Source organism: Allofustis seminis DSM 15817, assembly GCF_000374325.1.
Taxonomy (GTDB): Bacteria; Bacillota; Bacilli; order Lactobacillales; family Carnobacteriaceae_A; genus Allofustis; species Allofustis seminis.
The window spans coordinates 1-18,197 of record NZ_KB894087.1; the positions used below are offsets into that span (position 1 = coordinate 1).

The window sequence follows — 18,197 nt, forward strand, 5'->3', positions numbered from 1 at the left end:
CCAGCAGATTTTCGGATGCTTGCTCCTATTGTATTGGAACAAGTCTTAAAAAAAGCTGGAACAGAATTGTTAGAGCCATATCTTAGTTTTAAAATTTATGCGCCACAGGAATATCTTTCACGAGCATACAACGATGCTCCTAAATATTGTGCGAACATCGTAGACACTCAATTGAAAAATAATGAGGTCATTCTTAGTGGAGAAATCCCTGCTCGGTGTATTCAAGAATATCGTAGTGATTTAACTTTCTTTACAAATGGACGTAGTGTTTGTTTAACAGAGTTAAAAGGGTACCATGTTACTACCGGTGAACCTGTTTGCCAGCCCCGTCGTCCAAATAGTCGGATAGATAAAGTACGATATATGTTCAATAAAATAACTTAGTGTATTTTATGTTGTTATATAAATATGGTTTCTTGTTAAATAAGATGAAATATTTTTTAATAAAGATTTGAATTAAAGTGTAAAGGAGGAGATAGTTATTATAAACTACAAGTGGATATTGTGTCCTGTATGTGGAAATAAAACACGATTAAAGATAAGGGAAGATACTGAATTAAAAAAATTCCCCCTCTATTGTCCGAAATGCAGACAAGAAAATTTAATTGAAATAAAGCAGTTCAAAGTAACTGTGATTACAGAGCCAGACGCAAAGACGCAGAGCCGATAAAATGAGATTAATACAATCTCATTTTATCGGCTCTTTCCGTTATGTATGGATTCTTTTAATTAGTCTTCGATGTTTCTTGCTTCGTTGATACCGCTGGCTAAAGATTCCATTAAGGATAGTTCTTTGTCTGTAAAGCTATCCATGTATTTCTCTATCTGTAATCGTCGGGTGCTTTTTACCAAGTTATTAGCAGGTAAGAAAAATTCATCAATGGAAACATGAAGTAACGATACAAGGTCATAAAGAACTTGTATGCTGGGGTGTTGCCCTTTATTTTCAATATTAGTTAAGTACCGTGGGTCAATTTCAATCAATGCTCCCACTTGTTCACGAGTTAAACCTCGTTTCAATCGAGCTTCTTTAATGGCTAAACCAAAGGCTCTAAAATCATATTTATCTTCTTTTTTACGCATAGTAGACCACCTCTATACATTTTATTGTTCCTACTGAATTAAAAACAGGTATAGAAAAACGTGTTATATGGTTTATAGGTTTATATTTAATAAAAAGCACTACTAAACGCCAATAAAAAAAACCGTTATATGGTAGTGCTATTTACGCTGTTAAAATATTGTATATTACTTCCAAATGGCGGTTTGTTGGAGGTCAACGTCGCCATGAAGTACATCATATACAATAAATTTCCTTACATTGGGTTCTTGTCAAAAAAAGTCGTCTATCTGCAATAGATAAGTACGTCCACCAATGTGGTTTTATAAATCATATAGATAGAATAACAGAAGCATGTAAACAGAGAAATAAATCTGTTTATATGCTTTTTTGGCTATTCAGAACTTTTTTACAAAGTTTATTTATCAGTAATGCAACAAATCCCCCTTTCACATTGGGACTAAGAGTGAAAGGAGATAAACGAGCAAGGCTCACTTCCTTTCCTAGACAGAAAGGGGGTGAGAAACATGAAACCATCTTCTTTTCAGACCACAATAGAAAATCAGTTTGACTATATCTGTAAACGTGCTATGGAAGACGAGCGAAAGAATTATATGCTTTATCTTTCAAGGATTGCAAAGCGTGAGGTGTCCTTTTCGGATGTTGGCGATTATCTTGTTAGCCAGTTTGCGACAACAGATAACTATTCAACTGACTTTCAGATTTTTACACTCAATGGGTTATCAGTAGGCGTTGAAAATGATTTGTTGAGTGAAGCATTACGTGAGTTGCCAGACAAGAAACGTGAAATTCTACTGCTGTTTTACTTTATGGACATGAGCGATTCAGAAATTGCAGACCTGTTGAAATTGAACCGTTCTACTGTCTATCGGCATAGAACCAGTGGACTAGCCTTAATTAAAAAGTTTATGGAGGAATTTGAAGAATGAAAACACAATATCCTATGATTCCCTTTCCTCTCATTGTAAAGGCAACAGATGGCGATACCGAAGCGATTAACCAGATTCTACATCATTACAGAGGGTACATAACGAAGCGTTCCCTACGACTTATGAAAGATGAATATGGCAATCAAAGTATGGTCGTTGATGAAGTCTTACGTGGAAGAATGGAAACCAGACTGATTACAAAGATTTTGTCATTTGAAATTAAGTAATATCCTCTCTCCTTTCGTGGAAGCGTGCTAAACCATTCCACGCTTCCCGAACAGGGAGGTTTGTTATTCCACCAAAGCATATTGAGCTTTCAATGTGTTTTGATAGGCTAACGAGCCATTGTTCTTTGAAAACTGAATAAAAGTAATCGAATACGTTTCGATAAGAAAAGAGCCAACGGAACTAACCGCCATGACCTATCTTATAAAGATAGCGAGCGATTCATGTTAGTGATCCGAGAAGCAATCTTTAGCAGGATTGCCTGCAACGACATTCTTATCGTGATAATGATACTCCCATACAGTCAATAGTCCGAGCGTGATAAAACCGTCGCAGGCAATGAGTATGGCTACATGAGAACCATGCAGGGGTGGAACTCCCGTGAGCTTTGCTAAAGCTGTTCGATTGCTGGTAAAACAACTTTTATGAAATCCAAATAAGTGATTTGGAAAGGAGGATTTTATGAAGCAGACTGACATTCCTATTTGGGAACGTTATACCCTAACCATTGAAGAAGCGTCAAAATATTTTCGTATTGGCGAAAACAAGCTACGACGCTTGGCAGAGGAAAATAAAAATGCAAATTGGCTGATTATGAATGGCAATCGTATTCAGATTAAACGAAAACAATTTGAAAAAATTATAGATACATTGGACGCAATCTAGCGTCGCCAAAGGGTCTTGTATATGATAAAATAGTATTAAGTCGTATCAAGGCTCTTTCCATAAAGGAAAGGAGCAAATGCCATGTCAGAAAAAAGACGTGACAATAAAGGTCGAATCTTAAAGACTGGAGAGAGCCAACGAAAAGACGGAAGATACTTATACAAATATATAGATTCATTTGGAGAACCGCAATTTGTTTACTCGTGGAAACTTGTGGCTACAGACCGAGTACCAGCAGGAAAGCGTGATTGTATCTCACTTAGAGAGAAAATCGCAGAGTTACAGAAAGACATTCATGATGGTATTGATGTTGTAGGAAAGAAAATGACACTCTGCCAGCTTTACGCAAAACAGAACGCTCAAAGACCAAAGGTTAGAAAAAACACTGAAACTGGACGCAAATATCTTATGGATATTTTGAAGAAAGACAAGTTAGGTGTAAGAAGTATTGACAGTATTAAGCCATCAGACGCTAAAGAATGGGCTATTAGAATGAGTGAAAATGGTTATGCTTATCAAACCATCAATAACTACAAACGTTCTTTAAAGGCTTCATTCTATATTGCTATACAAGATGATTGTGTTCGGAAGAATCCATTTGACTTTCAACTGAAAGCAGTTCTTGATGATGATACTGTCCCTAAGACCGTACTAACAGAAGAACAGGAAGAAAAACTGTTAGCCTTTGCAAAAGCTGATAAAACCTACAGCAAAAATTATGATGAAATTCTGATACTCTTAAAAACAGGTCTTCGTATTTCAGAGTTTGGTGGTTTGACACTTCCAGATTTAGATTTTGAGAATCGTCTTGTCAATATAGACCATCAGCTATTGAGAGATACTGAAATTGGGTACTACATTGAAACACCAAAGACCAAAAGTGGCGAACGTCAAGTTCCTATGGTTGAAGAAGCCTATCAAGCATTTAAGCGAGTGTTAGCGAATCGAAAGAATGATAAGCGTGTTGAGATTGATGGATATAGTGATTTCCTCTTTCTTAATAGAAAGAACTATCCAAAAGTGGCAAGTGATTACAACGGCATGATGAAAGGTCTTGTTAAGAAATACAATAAGTATAACGAGGATAAATTGCCACACATCACTCCACATAGTTTGCGACATACATTCTGTACCAACTATGCAAATGCAGGAATGAATCCAAAGGCATTACAGTACATTATGGGACATGCTAATATAGCCATGACGCTGAACTATTACGCACATGCAACATTCGATTCTGCAATGGCAGAAATGAAACGCTTGAATAAAGAGAAGCAACAGGAGCGTCTTGTTGCTTAGTAGTACAAATGAATTTACTACTTATTTACCACTTCTGACAGCTAAGACATGAGGAAATATGCAAAGAAACGTGAAGTATCTTCCTACAGTAAAAATACTCGAAAGCACATAGAATAAGGCTTTACGAGCATTTAAGAAAATATAAAAAGATAATTAGAAATTTATACTTTGTTTATTTTAAAAATATTTATTATTATATTTTTAAAAAAAGCTTGCATTTTATTTTTAGATGATTATAATAAAGATAGTTAGTTAGTTACTCAACTAATGAACCAATAAGGTTATTGAAGAGGAGGCTTAAAATGAATCAATCATTACCCATCTATTTGCAAATTTCGCAGTATATAGAGGATGAGATTTTGAATCATCAGCTTCAAGCGCATGACAAAGTCCCTTCCACCAATGAATTCTCTAAAATAATGAAAATCAATCCAGCAACTGCGGGTAAAGGGTTAAATGAATTGGTAGATAGTGGTATTTTGTATAAGAAAAGAGGATTAGGAATGTTTGTAACTGAAGAAGCTGAATCGATTATTATTGAACAGCGACGACGCACATTCAAAAAATATACGCTACCCGCTTTAATACGGGATGCTGCGTTGTTGAAATTAAGCAAAGAAGAATTAATTGAACTTATAAGAGGTGAATTTCATGATTAAATTAAAAGATGTTACAAAAAAATATGGAAAAAAAGTAGTGTTAGATCGAGTCAACTTAGAATTTTCAAATCCTTATGGAATTTATGGTTTACTTGGACGTAACGGAGTTGGCAAGACGACCATGATGACTATGATCTTTAATATGATCACTGATTATGAAGGAATTATCGAATTAAATGGTCAAAATGTAAAAAATAATGATGAAGCACTTGCGCAAATGGTCTACGTCGGTGGAGAAATTAATTCAATGAATTTTATTTTCCAAGGAAAAATCAATAAATTGATTCAATATTATCAATTGATGTATCCAACTTTTGATGCAACATTTGCACGCAAAATGTTAAATGATTATAAGATTAATGAAAATGAAGCATTCAAAAAATTGTCAACTGGAAATAAAACACTCGTTCAAAATGTAATGGGACTTGCGACACGTGCGTCCATTAGTATATTTGATGAACCAACGAACGGATTAGATTCTGTTAATCGTAAGAAATTTTTTGATTTTATGATGGCTGATTATGAAAAATATCCGCGCATGATAGTGCTGTCAACACATCTGATTCAAGAAGTGGAAAATTATCTAACAGATGTCATCATGCTGAAAGATAGTACTGTTTTACTTGACGAAATGATTGAAGTCATTCAGGAAAAAGCGTATCGCATTAATAATTACTATCCAGAAAATAAAAATATCATTCACCAAGAAAGCCTTGGAAATTATAACATATATGATATTTATGATGAATTATCGGATGATGAGCGCCAAACAATCAATAAAGCCGGTGGTACAATTGAACATTTAGATTTACAGACATTATTTAATGACTTGATGGAGGGATAAAGATGACACGTATTTTGGCATTAAGAAAGAAACAAATGGCATATGCCTTGAAATGTTCTTTGCTTATCAGTTTAGTGATTTTTATGGTTATGATTTTTGCGATTTTAGGAAGTCGATATTCAAATATAAATGTAGATAGTGTAATGCTACGTCCAGCATTATTACCAAAAGTATTCAGTGTTTTGGCATTGATATCGAAAGTGCTTTTTATATTTGTTACAGCATCAGATGGATTATTAAACTTTGATTCAAGTTTGCGCTTTGGTATTTCAAGAAATAGTTATGTTAAATTGAATTTAATCATTTTTGCCTTCTTGACAATTGTTTATAAATTTTTCGATTCATTTGAGACCGTCTTATTATCTGGCACATATGGTCAATATTTTAATGAAGCATTATCAAATCTGACTATAAATAGTTTGCTATTGACATTTATGATAGGAATGTGCTACGCAATTTCTAGCTATTTATATTATCGCTTTGGTTGGAAAGCTGCTGTTGTCATCCTAGTTGGTTTTCTTGTAGCGCCAATGATTTCGGGAGTTGCCGCTGCTTTATTTGCTGCTCATTATCAAACTCCAACATATGTTGCAACTTTAATTGAATTTATATTGGATTATAAAGAACTTTTCTATGCATTTGGGGCAGTCATTTTGGTGGGAATTTATAATACACTCGTTCACAAAGTTGAACTTACAAATTAGAATTAAATATTTCAAAATGTTATATATTATAAAAAATATGCTATCAATAATTTTTAAAAGAGAAAATGATTGAAAAAAATTAGTATAATAAATAGAAGAAAGAACACAAAAAGCCGCTATCTAAGCGGCTTTTTGTGTTTTGTTATGGAGATAATCATTCACAAGTTAGTGGTGTAAGGATGTATTTTTTTCATCATCATTAATGAAAAAAAGCGTATGGAAACGCTTACTGCATTTGCTAAAATTAAGAAAAGGAGTTGGTGTAATTTGAGTAAAGTAACACTATTAGATACGATTCGATCTATTCCATCACTAATTGATCAATTGGATCATAAAGCATTTGAAAAATATTTTAATTTGAAATATAAAAAAATAGTGATTATAGCATCTGGAACCTCATGGAATGCTGCTAGTTTTGTTAAAAGTAAGTTATTAAAAAATAAAGAATTGAATATTGACATTTTTTATCCTAACTATTTTATAAGTGAAATTAATGAGGATTTTATTGATAAAGAAATATTGTACCTATTTATCTCTCAAGGAGGCACGACAAAGACAGTATTAGATTGTATACAGCGCATTAAAAATATTGGAGCGAAAACGATGTCTTTGACAGAAGAAGCAACTTCTCCTATTGCACAAGCGAGTGATTATAATTTAGAGATAGGTTCCATTCATGAACCCTTTAAATTTAGAACATCTGGATATACCATGACTGTTATAACATTGATGCTCTTTTTTGTTTCACTTATTGGAGAAAAGCAAGAATTATTTGAATATATCGATGATTTAAAGCATGTGTCATGCGATATTAAGCATGCCATTGATGATGCATTGATTTGGTGCAAAAATCATCAAGTTGAGTTGAAAAAGGATAAAATTATATTTTATGCAGACAAACATTTATGGCCTGTTGCACAAGAAGCAAGTTTAAAATTTATGGAAATGGTTCCCCTTATGGCAGTAAGCTATGAATTTGAGGAGTTATTTCATGGCCCTCAAAATGCATTTAATCCAAGCATGTCCTTTATTTCATTAATCATGGAAAAAGACAACTTAAAAAAAGCCATCGCCTTGGACAGATTTTTAAGATATGAAATTCAAACCACATCATTTATATTAACAACTATTGAACAATCAGAAGAAGCAGAAAATCTTCACTATATAAAACATACATCGAAATACTTTAAAGAATTAGTGATAGTTACTTTCTTACAAGTATTAAGTTATCAATTAGCGATATTAAACAATCGTGATTTGAATGAAAGATTAAATAGTTCTATTGATTATTATTTTAAAAAACAAGTTTAGGGAGAAAAATTATGAAATATTTATTAATTAGTCATGGTCATCTTGCAAGCGGAATGAAATCGGCTTTAGAAGTAATCTTAGGAAAAAATGAAAAGATCATTGCCATAGACATGTATGTAGATGGCAAAACATTTGAAGAAAAATTAAATGAAGCAATGAAAACGGTAGGCTTACAAGAAGAATTGATTGTGATTACTGATGTTTATGGTGGAAGTGTCAATCAGAAAGTCGTCTCACATTTTGGTGTGGACAACAATTATATTATTTCAGGAATGAATCTTCCCATGCTACTTGAGCTGATTGGAACCAATGCTACAGATCTAAATGTCATTAAAAAAATAATAAGTGAGTCGCGGGAACAGATCGTTTATGTTAATAGTCTGTTGGAATCGACGATAGAAGAAGACGAGTTTGGATTTATAGAATAAGAAGGAGGCGCAATATGATTCAATATATAAGAGTTGATGACCGATTATTACATGGGCAAATTGTTTCAAGTTGGCGTGGAAGTTTACATTTCGATGCTATTGTCTTAGTCAGTGAGGTGGCATCTAATGATCCACTTAGAAAAGCTGCTTTGAAATTAGCAAAACCCGATGGTATTTTAATGGCAATAAAAAATACTGAGGAGGCGATTGAGCTTTTAAATAATCCGCTATTGAAAAGCAAAAAAGTATTTGTTATTACAGATACCATTAAAGCGGCTTCTAAAGTGATTAGAAATATTGAGGATTCGGTAGTGTTAAATATTGGTGGAATTCAAAAAGATGAAAATAAAAAGCCGATTGTTTCCTTTGCTTATATTGATGAAAATGATAAAGCATTATTAGATCAATTAGATGATGAAGGTTATGAAATTGAGTTTCGATTAGTACCTACTGATCAGAAAATAAAATATTCGGATGTGAAGTAAGGAGGTTTTTTTTATGAAAGAGGGATTATTAGTAGGACTTGCTGTTGCATTCATATGGTTCGTTGAAAAAATGTTAGGAACATCAATGGTCAATAGACCCATTGTTATTTCAAGTCTAGCAGGACTGGCACTTGGAGATCTTCATCAAGGCATTATTATTGGTGCCAGCTTAGAACTTGTTTTTATGGGTGCTATTCAAGTAGGTGCGGCAGTGCCTCCTGAATTGCTTGTTGGGACAGCATTAGGAACCGCTTTTGCAATTACGAGTGGTCAAGGAGCAGAAATTGCATTAACGTTAGGATTGCCTATTGCGATTTTAGCTCAGTCGTTGAAGGTTTTAGTATTTATTATTAGAAGCTGGTTTATGGATTATGCAGTTTCACTTGCTAAAAAAGCGAATATTCGAGGAATGTTCTGGCTAAATATGGGGGGACTTCTTCTCCAATGTTCAATGTATTTTATTGTTGTCTTTTTAGCTTTATATTTTGGAGCACCCGTTGTTCAATCATTTGTTGAAAATATTCCAGAAACGTTAATGCATGGATTAGAAGTGGCTGGTAAATTATTACCAGCTGTTGGGTTTGCGCTCATATTGCAACCGATGATGAACAAGCATAATTTTTTATATTTCATCCTAGGATTTGTAATGCTTTCTTATTTAGAGTTACCAATTATGGCAATTACTATTTTCGGAATTGTGCTAGCATTTGTCATTGTTTTTGAAGGAGAAAAAGCTTCTAACCAACATGACAATAATGGAGAAAATGAAGATGAATTGGAGGCGCTTTTCAATGACTGAGAAATCAATGTATACAAAAGAAGAAAAAAAGCTTTTTAGAGAAATATTTTGGTCATCATTTTTACTTGAGAACTCCTATAATTATGAAAGACAACAGGCTTTAGGTTTTGCCATTGGAATGTGGCCTGCAATAAAGAGATTTTATAAAAATAAAGAAGAGCAAGGGAAAGCTCTTATCAGACATATGCAGATTTTTAACACTACACCACATGTTGTAACATTAATTACTGGAGTCGCATCAGCAATGGAAAAAGAAGCTGCAACCAGTCCTGATTTTGATTTGAGTTCTATTAATAGTGTAAAAGTATCATTAATGGGGCCACTGGCTGGGATAGGCGACTCATTCTTTTGGGGAACACTTCGAATAATTGCAACGGCAATTGCCATTCCTTTATGTGAACAAGGCAGTATATTAGGACCTCTCTTATTCTTGCTAGCCTTCAATATTCCTCATCTTTTAGTAAGATATTATGGTGGAGTTTGGGGATATACCCTTGGAACATCTGTATTAGATAAAGCAACAGGCTCCTCACTCATGAATAAAGTGTCAAAAGCAGCAACGATTGTAGGGTTAATGGTTATAGGGGCAATGTCAGCAAGCATGGTTAATATGGAAATCACGACACAATTCACGCTAGGCGAAACGCCTTATTTGATTCAAGATTTTATTAACCAAATTATGCCAAATTTATTACCTCTCCTTTATACTTTATTTATGTATTGGCTGTTGGCACGTAGAAAACGAAACTCTACATTTCTTTTATTAGTGACAATTGTTTTTGGTATAGCAGGTGCTTATTTAGGTATTTTATAAAATTTAAGGGGAGATTTTATGTATGGCCTTTCTAACAGAGAAACATTGATTTTATGTTATTTGAATCCTGATAATTTTATAACTTCTAATAAACTCAGTGCGAATTTAAGTGTGACTGAGCGAACAATTGTAAATGACATCTCAAAATTAAAAATTTTCCTTAGAAAAATGGGAAATGATATTATTGCAAAACAAGGAATGGGGTACATACTAAAAAAGCTCTTAAATATAAATATTGATAAAAATCAAATGATCAAAAATAAAGATCTTATTTTGAACAATTATGATAGAGTAGCATATATCATCCATAAATTTATATTTATGGATGGTTTTGCTACTATTGATTCTCTTTGTGATGAACTTTACATTAGTAAATCGACATTGAATAAAGCAATAAAAACTGTTAGGGAGCTTCTGTCTGACTTTGAATTAACATTAGAAGAATTGTCTCATCATGGCTTAAAACTTAAAGGACCGGAATTTCAACGGCGAAAAGCAATTATTTATTTTTCGCAAGAAAGTTATTGGAAAAATTTATCGCATGAAGAGCAACATATAAACTATTGGGGGAATGAAGTAGGACAAATTAGCTTATTGGTCAAGAAATATCTCTCACAACATAACATTTTACTTACAGATAAAAGCATAAAGCGATTTACTTATTATCTTATTTTAGCTATCAAAAGAAATGAGCATGCAAATAAATTAAAGCAATATATTTGTCAAAATAAACCGCAGAATTATGAATCAGAAGTTCGAGATATGGTAGCTTTCACTCAAAAGCTTTTAAATGAGCATCATCCCATAGATGCTTTGACAATTCAATATTTAATGTGTTACCTAGAAGGTTTGGAAGAGATTTCAACTATCAATGTAGAAATACTTAAACTTACACATGAAGTACTAGATGAAATACAACAAAATTTTAAAATCAGTTTTGAAGACAATCGTTATATTATAGAATCGCTCTGTAAACTAATTGAATTTAGTTTAAAAATGACTAAGTTTGATATTTTTCAGTCAAAATCACTTATTCATGATTATTTTAGAAGATATATATTCGCCTCAAAAATTACAATTACTGCCCTTAATCAAATTTATAATGTGACAGGAATGAAAATTAGTGAAGAAGCTTTTGAATATTTTATTCCACTATTTCAAACAGGGTTGAATATGATTTCTCAGGCAGAAGAAGATATTATTTTATATACGGGCAATGATATGATACAGGAAGGGTTTATTAAACAAGAATTGTTGAATAAGCATAATTTCAATTTAAAATTTATTAAACGATTAGAAGATCTTGATGCATGTTCAGAAGAAGATATTTTGATTTATACAAAAAATGTGATTCTTTCAAATGTAAAAACAAAATATCTTTTAAAATTTGATGATTTTAATAATTATAATGAATTTAACCTAGCGTTACAGCATTTGCGAGATAAGTCAAAGATCCAAAAATTGAATAAATATATTACGGCACATTCATTTTTAGAACTTTCAAGCTCAAAAAAAGTAGAAACTCAGGAACAAATTTATTCATACTTATATGAAAATGACTACTTAAAAGATCATGCAAAAAATAATTTTGTTTATAGTGAAATAGGAAATGGATTGGTACATATTCAAGATTTGAAGAAATATATTAAAAAGAATTTGTGCTTAATTGTAAAATTAAAAAAACCTATACTATGGGATAGAACAATGATTAGTGTACTCTTTTTAATTAAAACTAAAAAAGATGGTGATGAAGATTTATTTTATCTCTGTCATTTATTTTCCAAAATTGCGAATCATCCGAATGCATTAGAATATTTGAAAGATAACTTTCCTTTTTACAATTTATGGGATCTGCCAGGAATTTAGGAAAAACACAAAAAATTATTTTTGAAATATAGCATTTGAAGAGTAAATAATTTTTTATTCAATGGTTAATTAAAAAATTGCATAATAAAAAGCCGCTTAAATAGCGGCTTTTTGTGTTTTATTATGGAGATAATCGGGCTCTATAAAACTTTTTATAAATGTTGTTATATCAACGTTTTTATAGATTTTTCTATAAATTTGTTACGTTATTTGTTACGTTCCACATATTCCGCAAAACTTTTTCCGAAGTTTTCTGCACTGGCTTTTGTAACATGAGTATAAATGTTCATCGTGGTCGTGGCGTTAGAATGCCCCAAGCGTTGCTGCACGTTTTTGATGGTAGCTCCTGCTTCAAACGCGATGCTTGCGTGTGTGTGGCGCAAGCCATGAATTTTTATAGGTGGAATGTGTGCTTGTGCTGCAATCTGTAGCAACCATTTTCTGGGCATGCTATCAGAAAGTAATTTTTCATCAGAGCAAGTGAACACATAATCGTTTAATTGATATTTTTTTAATTGTTCAAGTATTTGAATCGTTTTATGGTCTAAAGAAACTGTTCGAAAGCTAGAGAGATTTTTAGGTTCTTTGATATAAACTTCTGAAATACCGTTTTTGCCCATTTTTCTTGAAATGCCTTGGCTAATTGACACTTTGCATGTTTCAAAATTTACATTTTTCCACGTTAACGCGATGGCTTCTCCTTTGCGTAATCCTCCGAAAATTAAAAGTCTAAAAAAAGCTTGCTGCTGAAGGCTTTTATTTTCTAATACTTCTAAAAACTTGCGCAATTCTTCTTTTTCATAGAAAAGTTTTTTACTTTCTTTGATAGGCGGTTTGGGGATGGTGATTAATTCAGAGGGGTTATTGTGAACGATTGAATGCTTGAGTGCATATCTAAAAATTCTTTTGATGGCAGAGGCCCATCGTCTGCATTTTTGAAAGTTTTTCCATTGATTAATAATTTTTTGAAGATCTGTAGCGGTTATTTTTCGTATTTTAAAATGACCGAGCGCTGGCAAAATACGATTTTCAAACATTTTTGTCGTAGAAAGATAAGTCGAGGCCGCAACCGTATTTTTATACTCGTCATTCCACAAGTGATATACTTCTTCAAAAGTGTAGTTGTCAGTATCCTGTGTACTATCAAAATATTTACCCGCCACAACTTTTGCTTCGGTGTTTTTCAGCCACAACGTTGCTTCACGTTTGGTTTTAAATCCCGATCGATTGGTCCGCTTTTGTTTTCCAGTCTTTGGATCCACCCCAAGATATACCCCTTGAACTTTCCACCGAGTTTCGCCGCTTTTCAGTTGATATTTTTCGGGTTGTGCCATGAAATAAACTCCTTTCTATGATATAATGAATATTATAAAGAGCCCTTTTAAAAGGGTGATTTTGGTATAAACACACGCGATTTGCTGGGGAGCAGGGCGTGTGTTTTTGTTTTTTTATAGTGAAGTGAAACGGCAAATGTTTCACTTCGCCATTTCATAGTGAAGTAAAAGCCAGAATACTTCACTATTGTTTCATATAGTGAAGTGAAACCGTTTTCGACTTCACTATGATAATTTATTGGATAATTTGTAATAAAAAAAGCCGACACCTAACATGTGTCGGCACAACCCGTGGGTTACACGAGCCAAGGGCGAACCTTGTTTCCTCATAAAAAAATATACTACATTTTAATAAGGTAGTCAACACATTTAGAGATTACAACGGTGAAGAGAAAACATTTTCTGAATAGCTACTAATAGTTTTTGATTTAGGCCGCAAATTCATTTTCAATTGTTTTCTTATCATTGAAGTTCACTACTTTAATATTATAATTTTCTAAAGCTAATTTATAATCGTCTGAAAGATTATTAAAGCCATCTTCGCTTATAATAATTCTTAACTCCTCATTGTCATTATAATTAGATTTTCTTACTTCAACTGTATCCAGCCAGCTTGCTAGTATGCTTTCAACTTGAGATTTATTAATAGTTCTAAAAACTTTCACTAATTTTGTTTTACCATTTGAGTGGAACGCATAATTAAACTTGTGATTTAAATGTGATTTACCGGCTAAATTAAACTCTGGTAAAAAAATATATTTTTGGTTGTTAGTATTAAAGTAATCTTTAACGTCGTCAAAAAATTGTTGATAAACATTCTTTTGGGATAAATAAGTTAAATCATAAATTGAAAGTAAAAGTTGTGTCATGTCATGAATAGCTTGTCCTAATTCATTGGTGATCGTTATCTTGTAAATCTCATTCTCTTTATTAATACTAAAGCCATAGTAATTTATTTTTGAATCAAGCAATTCCCGTCTTTTATTTTTTTTATTTAAATTAATATCTTGAAGATTCATGTCCCAATATGTGTATCCATTATCTGTAATAATATATTTTTTCCCGTCTGCTCTAACTTCAAAGGAAATGCTTTCTCCTGTAGAATTTATAAAAGGGGTCACCACCTCAGTTTTTTGCCCTTTTGTTTTAGGAATTTGTGTGTTTTTTTCAATAAATTTCATATAACTTTCCTTAATCGCTAATGCATCCATGAATAACACCCCCTTCATATTTATAGTATACATTAAATAAAATAGTTTTATGATTTAATTTAGACCAACAAATCTGTTTGGATGTTAATATTTAACAAGCCATTGTATTCAGTGTTTAAAAACTTAAGTACTTCTTTTAATAATAAAATAAAGTTATTAATACTATAAATATTTGCGTATGGCAAAGAATGAGCTTTCATATAGGTTGCTCCATCAGCTTTGTTAAAATACTCTTCTTCAGAAAAGATGTTTATACGTAGGCCTGCAACCTTTTCTTGGTTAGAATTTTTATGGAAGTTGTTGTCGATATTAACTCTAATTAAATTGATATTATTTTTAGCTTCCCTGAAATTAATTGTTTTTCTGTAATCTGAGAAAAAGTAATTCAAAATAAAAGGATAGCCATTATTGCCCAGTATTTTAATTTCTCCAGTTTCCTTATGAGATGTAAAAGTTTTATCGATTTTTTTCTCGAGACTTTTTACTAACTTTATAAGTTCTTCAGCTTGTTGATCATTTATTGCTAAGGACTTCAATTTTTTCACCTTCTATATTATGAATTTAACTTTTATAAAATCATAAACTAATCAATTCGTTCAAATACCATAGTGGCTTGAATTCTGTCTCCACCGCCGAAACCTTTTGAACCTCCATTGGTAGTAGAAATAGTGTGTAGTCGATATCCTTTTTCAGCTTGCTGATTAATAACATCTTCAAGCTCTGTTAAGTTTTTTGAATTCACACCAAAAAATTTCTCTTTTAAAACAACTTGTAATACGACGTATTTTTGCATAGTTATGCTCCTTTCAAAAATTAAATAATTACTTTCCCTAAAATCTTAAAGTCGTCTTTCTCTTGAATGACCAGATCTTCATATTTCTCATTCAGCGACTGTAAACGAACTTCACCATTTGTTTTGAATCTCTTCATTGTAATCCCACCGTTCACTGCAAAAACGCCCAATTCGCCATTTTCAAGCACGGGCTGGGGTTTGTATTCGATAATATCGCCATCAAAAAAATCGGGTTCCATGGAGTCGCCGTTGACCATGAGGCGGATGGTTTCTAAGCCGACAAAAGGAACGGGTTGTTGTCCGACAAGGGGTTCGCCTGCAGCCGTCTGCCCCACCACGTAGTCCGCATAATGTTCTTCCAGTCGCTGCTGCTCCAATTGATGTTCTGCGAAGTGGTAAACTTTTTCTTGACGATATTCAGAGAGTAGTTCTGAGACATCGTTGATTTTTTGAAGAGTGGAAGACTTAGAATTATTTTTACTTTCAGAATTATCCAGTGATACTAATTGGTCACCATCAAGGGATATTATCAAATCATCAAAATCCATATTCATTGCATTTGCCAATTTATGAATAGTCGTAATTGAAGGAATAACTGGGTCGCCAGAATTAGGGTTTTTATTTCTTTCTAGAACTGAAATATAAGCACGACTTAAGTCGCTCAATTCTGCAAAATCTCTCATATTAATATTATGTTTTGTTCTATATTGCTTAATTATTTCACCTAGGTGCATAAAATCACTTCCTTTGTCTAACACATTATACATCTAATGTAAGTATAGAAAATAAAATAAGCAAATGCAACTTTTTTGTCTAATATAGTTGACAGCTTTTGTCTAGTATGTTAGACTATGTATGAAGTTAAGGAAGGGAGGAAATGAAATGGCTAAACAAAAAAAGAAGAAGCCTATAAAAGACTTCTCCTTGAAAATCAAATTCAAGCTACTAACGCTAGCGATAGAATTTGAAATAAAAATCAGTAGATAGTAACTATAGACCCTAAAAGGGGCGAAAGCCCCTTTGGAAGGGAGGTTACTCTCTAATAAGAGTTTAGCATTTCAGAGTACTCCTTTCAAGGACGTATGTTACAATGCGTAAGAAAGGATGAAAATAATGGATAAAGAAAAATGGTTGGGTACCTGGTGGATGAAAGACACCGAAAAAAATGGCAAACGTAATGTAGAGGCTGAATTTGAAGCAGGAATTATTCCTAGCGCATTGCTTATTGGAATCGTCATCTACTTAATTTCTAAGATGTTTTAAAAGATATAAATGCTATCTGAAAGGATAGCTTTTATATATAGCAATCTGTCTAATATGTTAGAATTTAAAAGAGGTGATTTTTATGACAAAATTTAAAATTAAAGAGTTAAGAGAAAACAAAAAAATGACACAAGATGAGTTATCTGATAAATCCGGCGTTAGCAGGGCAACAATTAGTTCACTAGAGAACAATGATACAAAAGTTTCGAACACATCAACATTAGTGAAACTAGCTCGAGCTCTAGATGTGAATGTAAAAGATTTATTTTTTTAATATCTTGTCTAATATAGTAGATTTTTTAAGAAAGGGTGGGGAGATGGAAGAGAGAAAAAATATAATAAACACATCTTTAAGATTAACGGAAGAACGAAATAATTACATAAAAGAAAAAGCGAATGAGATAGGTATTTCTCAAAACGCTTTAATTAATGTGTTGATTGATTTAGGAATTAAATTTTATGAATTGAACCTTGAGGATGTTCTTTTTCATATTTGGAAATGCCCATCAAAATAAAATATTCAATTTGGGCATTTAGTGAACGTAATTCTTGTTCTGATATTTCTTTTAGTTTAGCGTGTACTTCTTCATCTAGCCTAAGTTGTAAAGCTACTTTTTTAGCTGACACTATAATCATCTCCTTTGATATGAATATAATATCATTTTAAAATCATTAAAAATAGATTTAAAATAGTATTGACTTAGTATCAATATAGTAGTATTATAGTGACACTAAAACAGTATTAAGGAGGAAGTCAATGAAAAAGTTAGTTACAACTACTTTAAGATTACCAAAATGGTTAGACGATAAACTAAAAAAAGAAAGCGCATATAAAGCGATTAGTAAAAACGCGTTGATATTGGAAAAGCTAAGACAAGCTACAAAAACAACTGAAAAATAGCTGATTTCATAGTGATGTTTGAAATAAAATTTTCACACGATTACTCACGATTATTTTAGAAAGGGTGGGGAGATGGAAGAGAGAAAAAATATAAAAGAAAAAGCTCTCAAGTTTAAACGAGAGCCTGATTATGAAGATGTTATAGAAATGTTTGAATTACTGACACCAGAGGATATGAAGCGTTTATATTTCATCATTATTGGGTTGCTGGCTAATCGAGGTTATGAATTCATCAATCGTTGAACGATTTTCTGCTGGAAGCTCCATGTATCGCTTAATCAAAGAAATGGAAAAATCTGAAAGGCTGTATTGTTTTTGAATATCGGCTAAAAATTCATCTTTAGTCTGATTAAACATCTCGCCTTGTCCAGTGCGTAGCCAGTCTTCGTTGACGTTGTAAGTATAGCAAATGAGTTTTAGCATTTGGTCGGTTAGGTTGTTTTTACCTGTTTCAATTTGAGAGATAGCCATTCTGCCAACTCCTAAAGATTCGCCAAATTTTTCGCCAGACAATCCTAATGTTTCACGTAGTAATTTTACTCTTTCATTCATGATGTTACCTCCTTTTAAACTCATTATAAGAAA

The 18,197-nt window shown here is 32.5% G+C and carries 25 protein-coding genes and 1 pseudogene; 18 read left to right on the forward strand and 8 right to left on the reverse strand.

Features of this window, described 5'->3' with window-relative positions; translation table 11 throughout:
- Together C231_RS07985 and C231_RS08470 are read left to right on the forward strand one after the other, a co-directional pair.
- Positions 1-384, forward strand: a pseudogene (locus C231_RS07985) (hypothetical protein); the annotation flags it as partial.
- 118 nt (positions 385-502) lie between these two features.
- Entirely contained in the window at positions 503-670 is a 168-nt protein-coding gene (locus C231_RS08470; protein ID WP_000336323.1) for a cysteine-rich KTR domain-containing protein, read from the forward strand.
- Positions 671-729: 59 nt separating this feature from the next.
- On the opposite strand, the gene C231_RS0106675 is transcribed toward C231_RS08470, so the two are convergent.
- A complete protein-coding gene (locus C231_RS0106675) occupies positions 730-1,083 on the reverse strand; it encodes a helix-turn-helix domain-containing protein (protein WP_018659854.1) in 354 nt (117 codons plus the stop codon).
- Between the two features lie 504 nt (positions 1,084-1,587).
- Between C231_RS0106675 and C231_RS0106680 the strand changes: the two genes are divergently transcribed.
- The 13 genes from C231_RS0106680 (at position 1,588) to C231_RS0106740 (ending at position 12,110) form a co-directional block, all read left to right on the forward strand.
- Positions 1,588-2,010, forward strand: a complete 423-nt coding sequence (locus tag C231_RS0106680) for a sigma-70 family RNA polymerase sigma factor (protein WP_000804885.1) — start codon at positions 1,588-1,590, stop codon at positions 2,008-2,010.
- Entirely contained in the window at positions 2,007-2,237 is a 231-nt protein-coding gene (locus C231_RS0106685) for a helix-turn-helix domain-containing protein (protein ID WP_000857133.1), read from the forward strand. The genes C231_RS0106680 and C231_RS0106685 overlap by 4 nt, the downstream gene beginning before the upstream one ends.
- A gap of 460 nt (positions 2,238-2,697) precedes the next feature.
- Positions 2,698-2,901, forward strand: a complete 204-nt coding sequence (locus C231_RS0106690) for an excisionase (RefSeq protein ID WP_000814511.1) — start codon at positions 2,698-2,700, stop codon at positions 2,899-2,901.
- Positions 2,902-2,982: 81 nt separating this feature from the next.
- Positions 2,983-4,200 carry a tyrosine-type recombinase/integrase gene (locus C231_RS0106695; protein WP_001291561.1) on the forward strand — a complete coding sequence of 406 codons (1,218 nt, stop codon included), beginning with the start codon at positions 2,983-2,985 and terminating at the stop codon, positions 4,198-4,200.
- Between the two features lie 302 nt (positions 4,201-4,502).
- On the forward strand, positions 4,503-4,859 hold the full coding sequence (locus C231_RS0106700) for a GntR family transcriptional regulator (protein WP_018659855.1): 357 nt from the start codon (positions 4,503-4,505) through the stop codon (positions 4,857-4,859).
- Entirely contained in the window at positions 4,852-5,703 is an 852-nt protein-coding gene (locus tag C231_RS0106705; RefSeq protein ID WP_018659856.1) for an ATP-binding cassette domain-containing protein, read from the forward strand. Before C231_RS0106700 ends, C231_RS0106705 begins: the two co-directional genes overlap by 8 nt.
- Positions 5,704-5,705: 2 nt before the next feature.
- Complete coding sequence (locus C231_RS0106710; protein ID WP_018659857.1) at positions 5,706-6,407, forward strand: hypothetical protein; 702 nt, start codon at positions 5,706-5,708, stop codon at positions 6,405-6,407.
- 267 nt (positions 6,408-6,674) lie between these two features.
- Entirely contained in the window at positions 6,675-7,718 is a 1,044-nt protein-coding gene (locus tag C231_RS0106715) for an SIS domain-containing protein (protein WP_018659858.1), read from the forward strand.
- Positions 7,719-7,729: 11 nt separating this feature from the next.
- A complete protein-coding gene (locus tag C231_RS07995) occupies positions 7,730-8,146 on the forward strand; it encodes a PTS sugar transporter subunit IIA (protein WP_018659859.1) in 417 nt (138 codons plus the stop codon).
- Between the two features lie 14 nt (positions 8,147-8,160).
- Positions 8,161-8,631: a PTS sugar transporter subunit IIB gene (locus C231_RS0106725; protein WP_018659860.1), complete on the forward strand. Its 471-nt coding sequence runs from the start codon at positions 8,161-8,163 to the stop codon at positions 8,629-8,631.
- Between the two features lie 13 nt (positions 8,632-8,644).
- Entirely contained in the window at positions 8,645-9,430 is a 786-nt protein-coding gene (locus C231_RS0106730) for a PTS mannose/fructose/sorbose/N-acetylgalactosamine transporter subunit IIC (protein ID WP_018659861.1), read from the forward strand.
- A 7-nt stretch (positions 9,431-9,437) separates the two neighbouring features.
- Positions 9,438-10,244, forward strand: coding sequence for a PTS system mannose/fructose/sorbose family transporter subunit IID (locus tag C231_RS0106735; protein ID WP_040408088.1), 807 nt, complete (start codon positions 9,438-9,440; stop codon positions 10,242-10,244).
- Between the two features lie 18 nt (positions 10,245-10,262).
- Entirely contained in the window at positions 10,263-12,110 is a 1,848-nt protein-coding gene (locus tag C231_RS0106740; RefSeq protein WP_018659863.1) for a BglG family transcription antiterminator, read from the forward strand.
- 206 nt (positions 12,111-12,316) lie between these two features.
- Here C231_RS0106740 and C231_RS0106745 read toward each other — a convergent pair whose 3' ends face one another.
- From C231_RS0106745 to C231_RS0106765, 5 genes are all read right to left on the reverse strand, one after another.
- The gene (locus C231_RS0106745; RefSeq protein ID WP_018659864.1) at positions 12,317-13,444 is read right to left on the reverse strand and encodes a site-specific integrase; all 1,128 of its coding nucleotides are present in this window, start codon (positions 13,442-13,444) and stop codon (positions 12,317-12,319) included.
- Positions 13,445-13,872: 428 nt separating this feature from the next.
- Positions 13,873-14,655: a DUF1829 domain-containing protein gene (locus C231_RS0106750; RefSeq protein WP_018659865.1), complete on the reverse strand. Its 783-nt coding sequence runs from the start codon at positions 14,653-14,655 to the stop codon at positions 13,873-13,875.
- Between the two features lie 59 nt (positions 14,656-14,714).
- Positions 14,715-15,191, reverse strand: coding sequence for a DUF6978 family protein (locus C231_RS0106755; RefSeq protein WP_018659866.1), 477 nt, complete (start codon positions 15,189-15,191; stop codon positions 14,715-14,717).
- A gap of 47 nt (positions 15,192-15,238) precedes the next feature.
- On the reverse strand, positions 15,239-15,448 hold the full coding sequence (locus C231_RS0106760; RefSeq protein WP_018659867.1) for a DUF4177 domain-containing protein: 210 nt from the start codon (positions 15,446-15,448) through the stop codon (positions 15,239-15,241).
- Between the two features lie 20 nt (positions 15,449-15,468).
- A complete protein-coding gene (locus C231_RS0106765) occupies positions 15,469-16,182 on the reverse strand; it encodes a helix-turn-helix domain-containing protein (protein ID WP_018659868.1) in 714 nt (237 codons plus the stop codon).
- Positions 16,183-16,561: 379 nt separating this feature from the next.
- On the opposite strand from C231_RS0106765, the gene C231_RS08665 reads away from it, so the two are divergent.
- Positions 16,562-16,711 carry a hypothetical protein gene (locus C231_RS08665; protein ID WP_018659870.1) on the forward strand — a complete coding sequence of 50 codons (150 nt, stop codon included), beginning with the start codon at positions 16,562-16,564 and terminating at the stop codon, positions 16,709-16,711.
- Between the two features lie 82 nt (positions 16,712-16,793).
- On the forward strand, positions 16,794-16,985 hold the full coding sequence (locus tag C231_RS0106780) for a helix-turn-helix domain-containing protein (RefSeq protein WP_018659871.1): 192 nt from the start codon (positions 16,794-16,796) through the stop codon (positions 16,983-16,985).
- A gap of 176 nt (positions 16,986-17,161) precedes the next feature.
- Here the strand turns inward: C231_RS0106780 and C231_RS08600 are convergent, their stop codons facing one another.
- On the reverse strand, positions 17,162-17,338 hold the full coding sequence (locus tag C231_RS08600; RefSeq protein WP_018659872.1) for a type II toxin-antitoxin system antitoxin: 177 nt from the start codon (positions 17,336-17,338) through the stop codon (positions 17,162-17,164).
- A gap of 130 nt (positions 17,339-17,468) precedes the next feature.
- Between C231_RS08600 and C231_RS08605 the strand changes: the two genes are divergently transcribed.
- Positions 17,469-17,612 (forward strand): hypothetical protein, encoded by a 144-nt coding sequence (locus tag C231_RS08605; protein WP_018659873.1) that lies wholly within the window; start codon positions 17,469-17,471, stop codon positions 17,610-17,612.
- 183 nt (positions 17,613-17,795) lie between these two features.
- Here C231_RS08605 and C231_RS0106795 read toward each other — a convergent pair whose 3' ends face one another.
- Entirely contained in the window at positions 17,796-18,164 is a 369-nt protein-coding gene (locus tag C231_RS0106795) for a helix-turn-helix domain-containing protein (protein WP_018659874.1), read from the reverse strand.
- Positions 18,165-18,197: the final 33 nt, after the last annotated feature.

Coding starts and splice junctions, on each gene's coding strand:
- C231_RS0106725 (WP_018659860.1), top strand. CDS start 8,161: ATGATTCAATATATAAGAGTTGATGACCGATTATTACATGGGCAAATT.
- C231_RS0106765 (WP_018659868.1), bottom strand. CDS start 16,182: ATGCACCTAGGTGAAATAATTAAGCAATATAGAACAAAACATAATATT.
- C231_RS0106690 (WP_000814511.1), top strand. CDS start 2,698: ATGAAGCAGACTGACATTCCTATTTGGGAACGTTATACCCTAACCATT.
- C231_RS0106710 (WP_018659857.1), top strand. CDS start 5,706: ATGACACGTATTTTGGCATTAAGAAAGAAACAAATGGCATATGCCTTG.
- C231_RS0106700 (WP_018659855.1), top strand. CDS start 4,503: ATGAATCAATCATTACCCATCTATTTGCAAATTTCGCAGTATATAGAG.
- C231_RS0106760 (WP_018659867.1), bottom strand. CDS start 15,448: ATGCAAAAATACGTCGTATTACAAGTTGTTTTAAAAGAGAAATTTTTT.
- C231_RS0106750 (WP_018659865.1), bottom strand. CDS start 14,655: ATGGATGCATTAGCGATTAAGGAAAGTTATATGAAATTTATTGAAAAA.
- C231_RS0106745 (WP_018659864.1), bottom strand. CDS start 13,444: ATGGCACAACCCGAAAAATATCAACTGAAAAGCGGCGAAACTCGGTGG.
- C231_RS0106735 (WP_040408088.1), top strand. CDS start 9,438: ATGTATACAAAAGAAGAAAAAAAGCTTTTTAGAGAAATATTTTGGTCA.
- C231_RS08605 (WP_018659873.1), top strand. CDS start 17,469: ATGAAAAAGTTAGTTACAACTACTTTAAGATTACCAAAATGGTTAGAC.
- C231_RS07995 (WP_018659859.1), top strand. CDS start 7,730: ATGAAATATTTATTAATTAGTCATGGTCATCTTGCAAGCGGAATGAAA.
- C231_RS0106795 (WP_018659874.1), bottom strand. CDS start 18,164: ATGAATGAAAGAGTAAAATTACTACGTGAAACATTAGGATTGTCTGGC.
- C231_RS0106740 (WP_018659863.1), top strand. CDS start 10,263: ATGTATGGCCTTTCTAACAGAGAAACATTGATTTTATGTTATTTGAAT.
- C231_RS0106680 (WP_000804885.1), top strand. CDS start 1,588: ATGAAACCATCTTCTTTTCAGACCACAATAGAAAATCAGTTTGACTAT.
- C231_RS0106730 (WP_018659861.1), top strand. CDS start 8,645: ATGAAAGAGGGATTATTAGTAGGACTTGCTGTTGCATTCATATGGTTC.
- C231_RS0106780 (WP_018659871.1), top strand. CDS start 16,794: ATGACAAAATTTAAAATTAAAGAGTTAAGAGAAAACAAAAAAATGACA.
- C231_RS0106695 (WP_001291561.1), top strand. CDS start 2,983: ATGTCAGAAAAAAGACGTGACAATAAAGGTCGAATCTTAAAGACTGGA.
- C231_RS08665 (WP_018659870.1), top strand. CDS start 16,562: ATGGATAAAGAAAAATGGTTGGGTACCTGGTGGATGAAAGACACCGAA.
- C231_RS0106675 (WP_018659854.1), bottom strand. CDS start 1,083: ATGCGTAAAAAAGAAGATAAATATGATTTTAGAGCCTTTGGTTTAGCC.
- C231_RS0106705 (WP_018659856.1), top strand. CDS start 4,852: ATGATTAAATTAAAAGATGTTACAAAAAAATATGGAAAAAAAGTAGTG.
- C231_RS0106685 (WP_000857133.1), top strand. CDS start 2,007: ATGAAAACACAATATCCTATGATTCCCTTTCCTCTCATTGTAAAGGCA.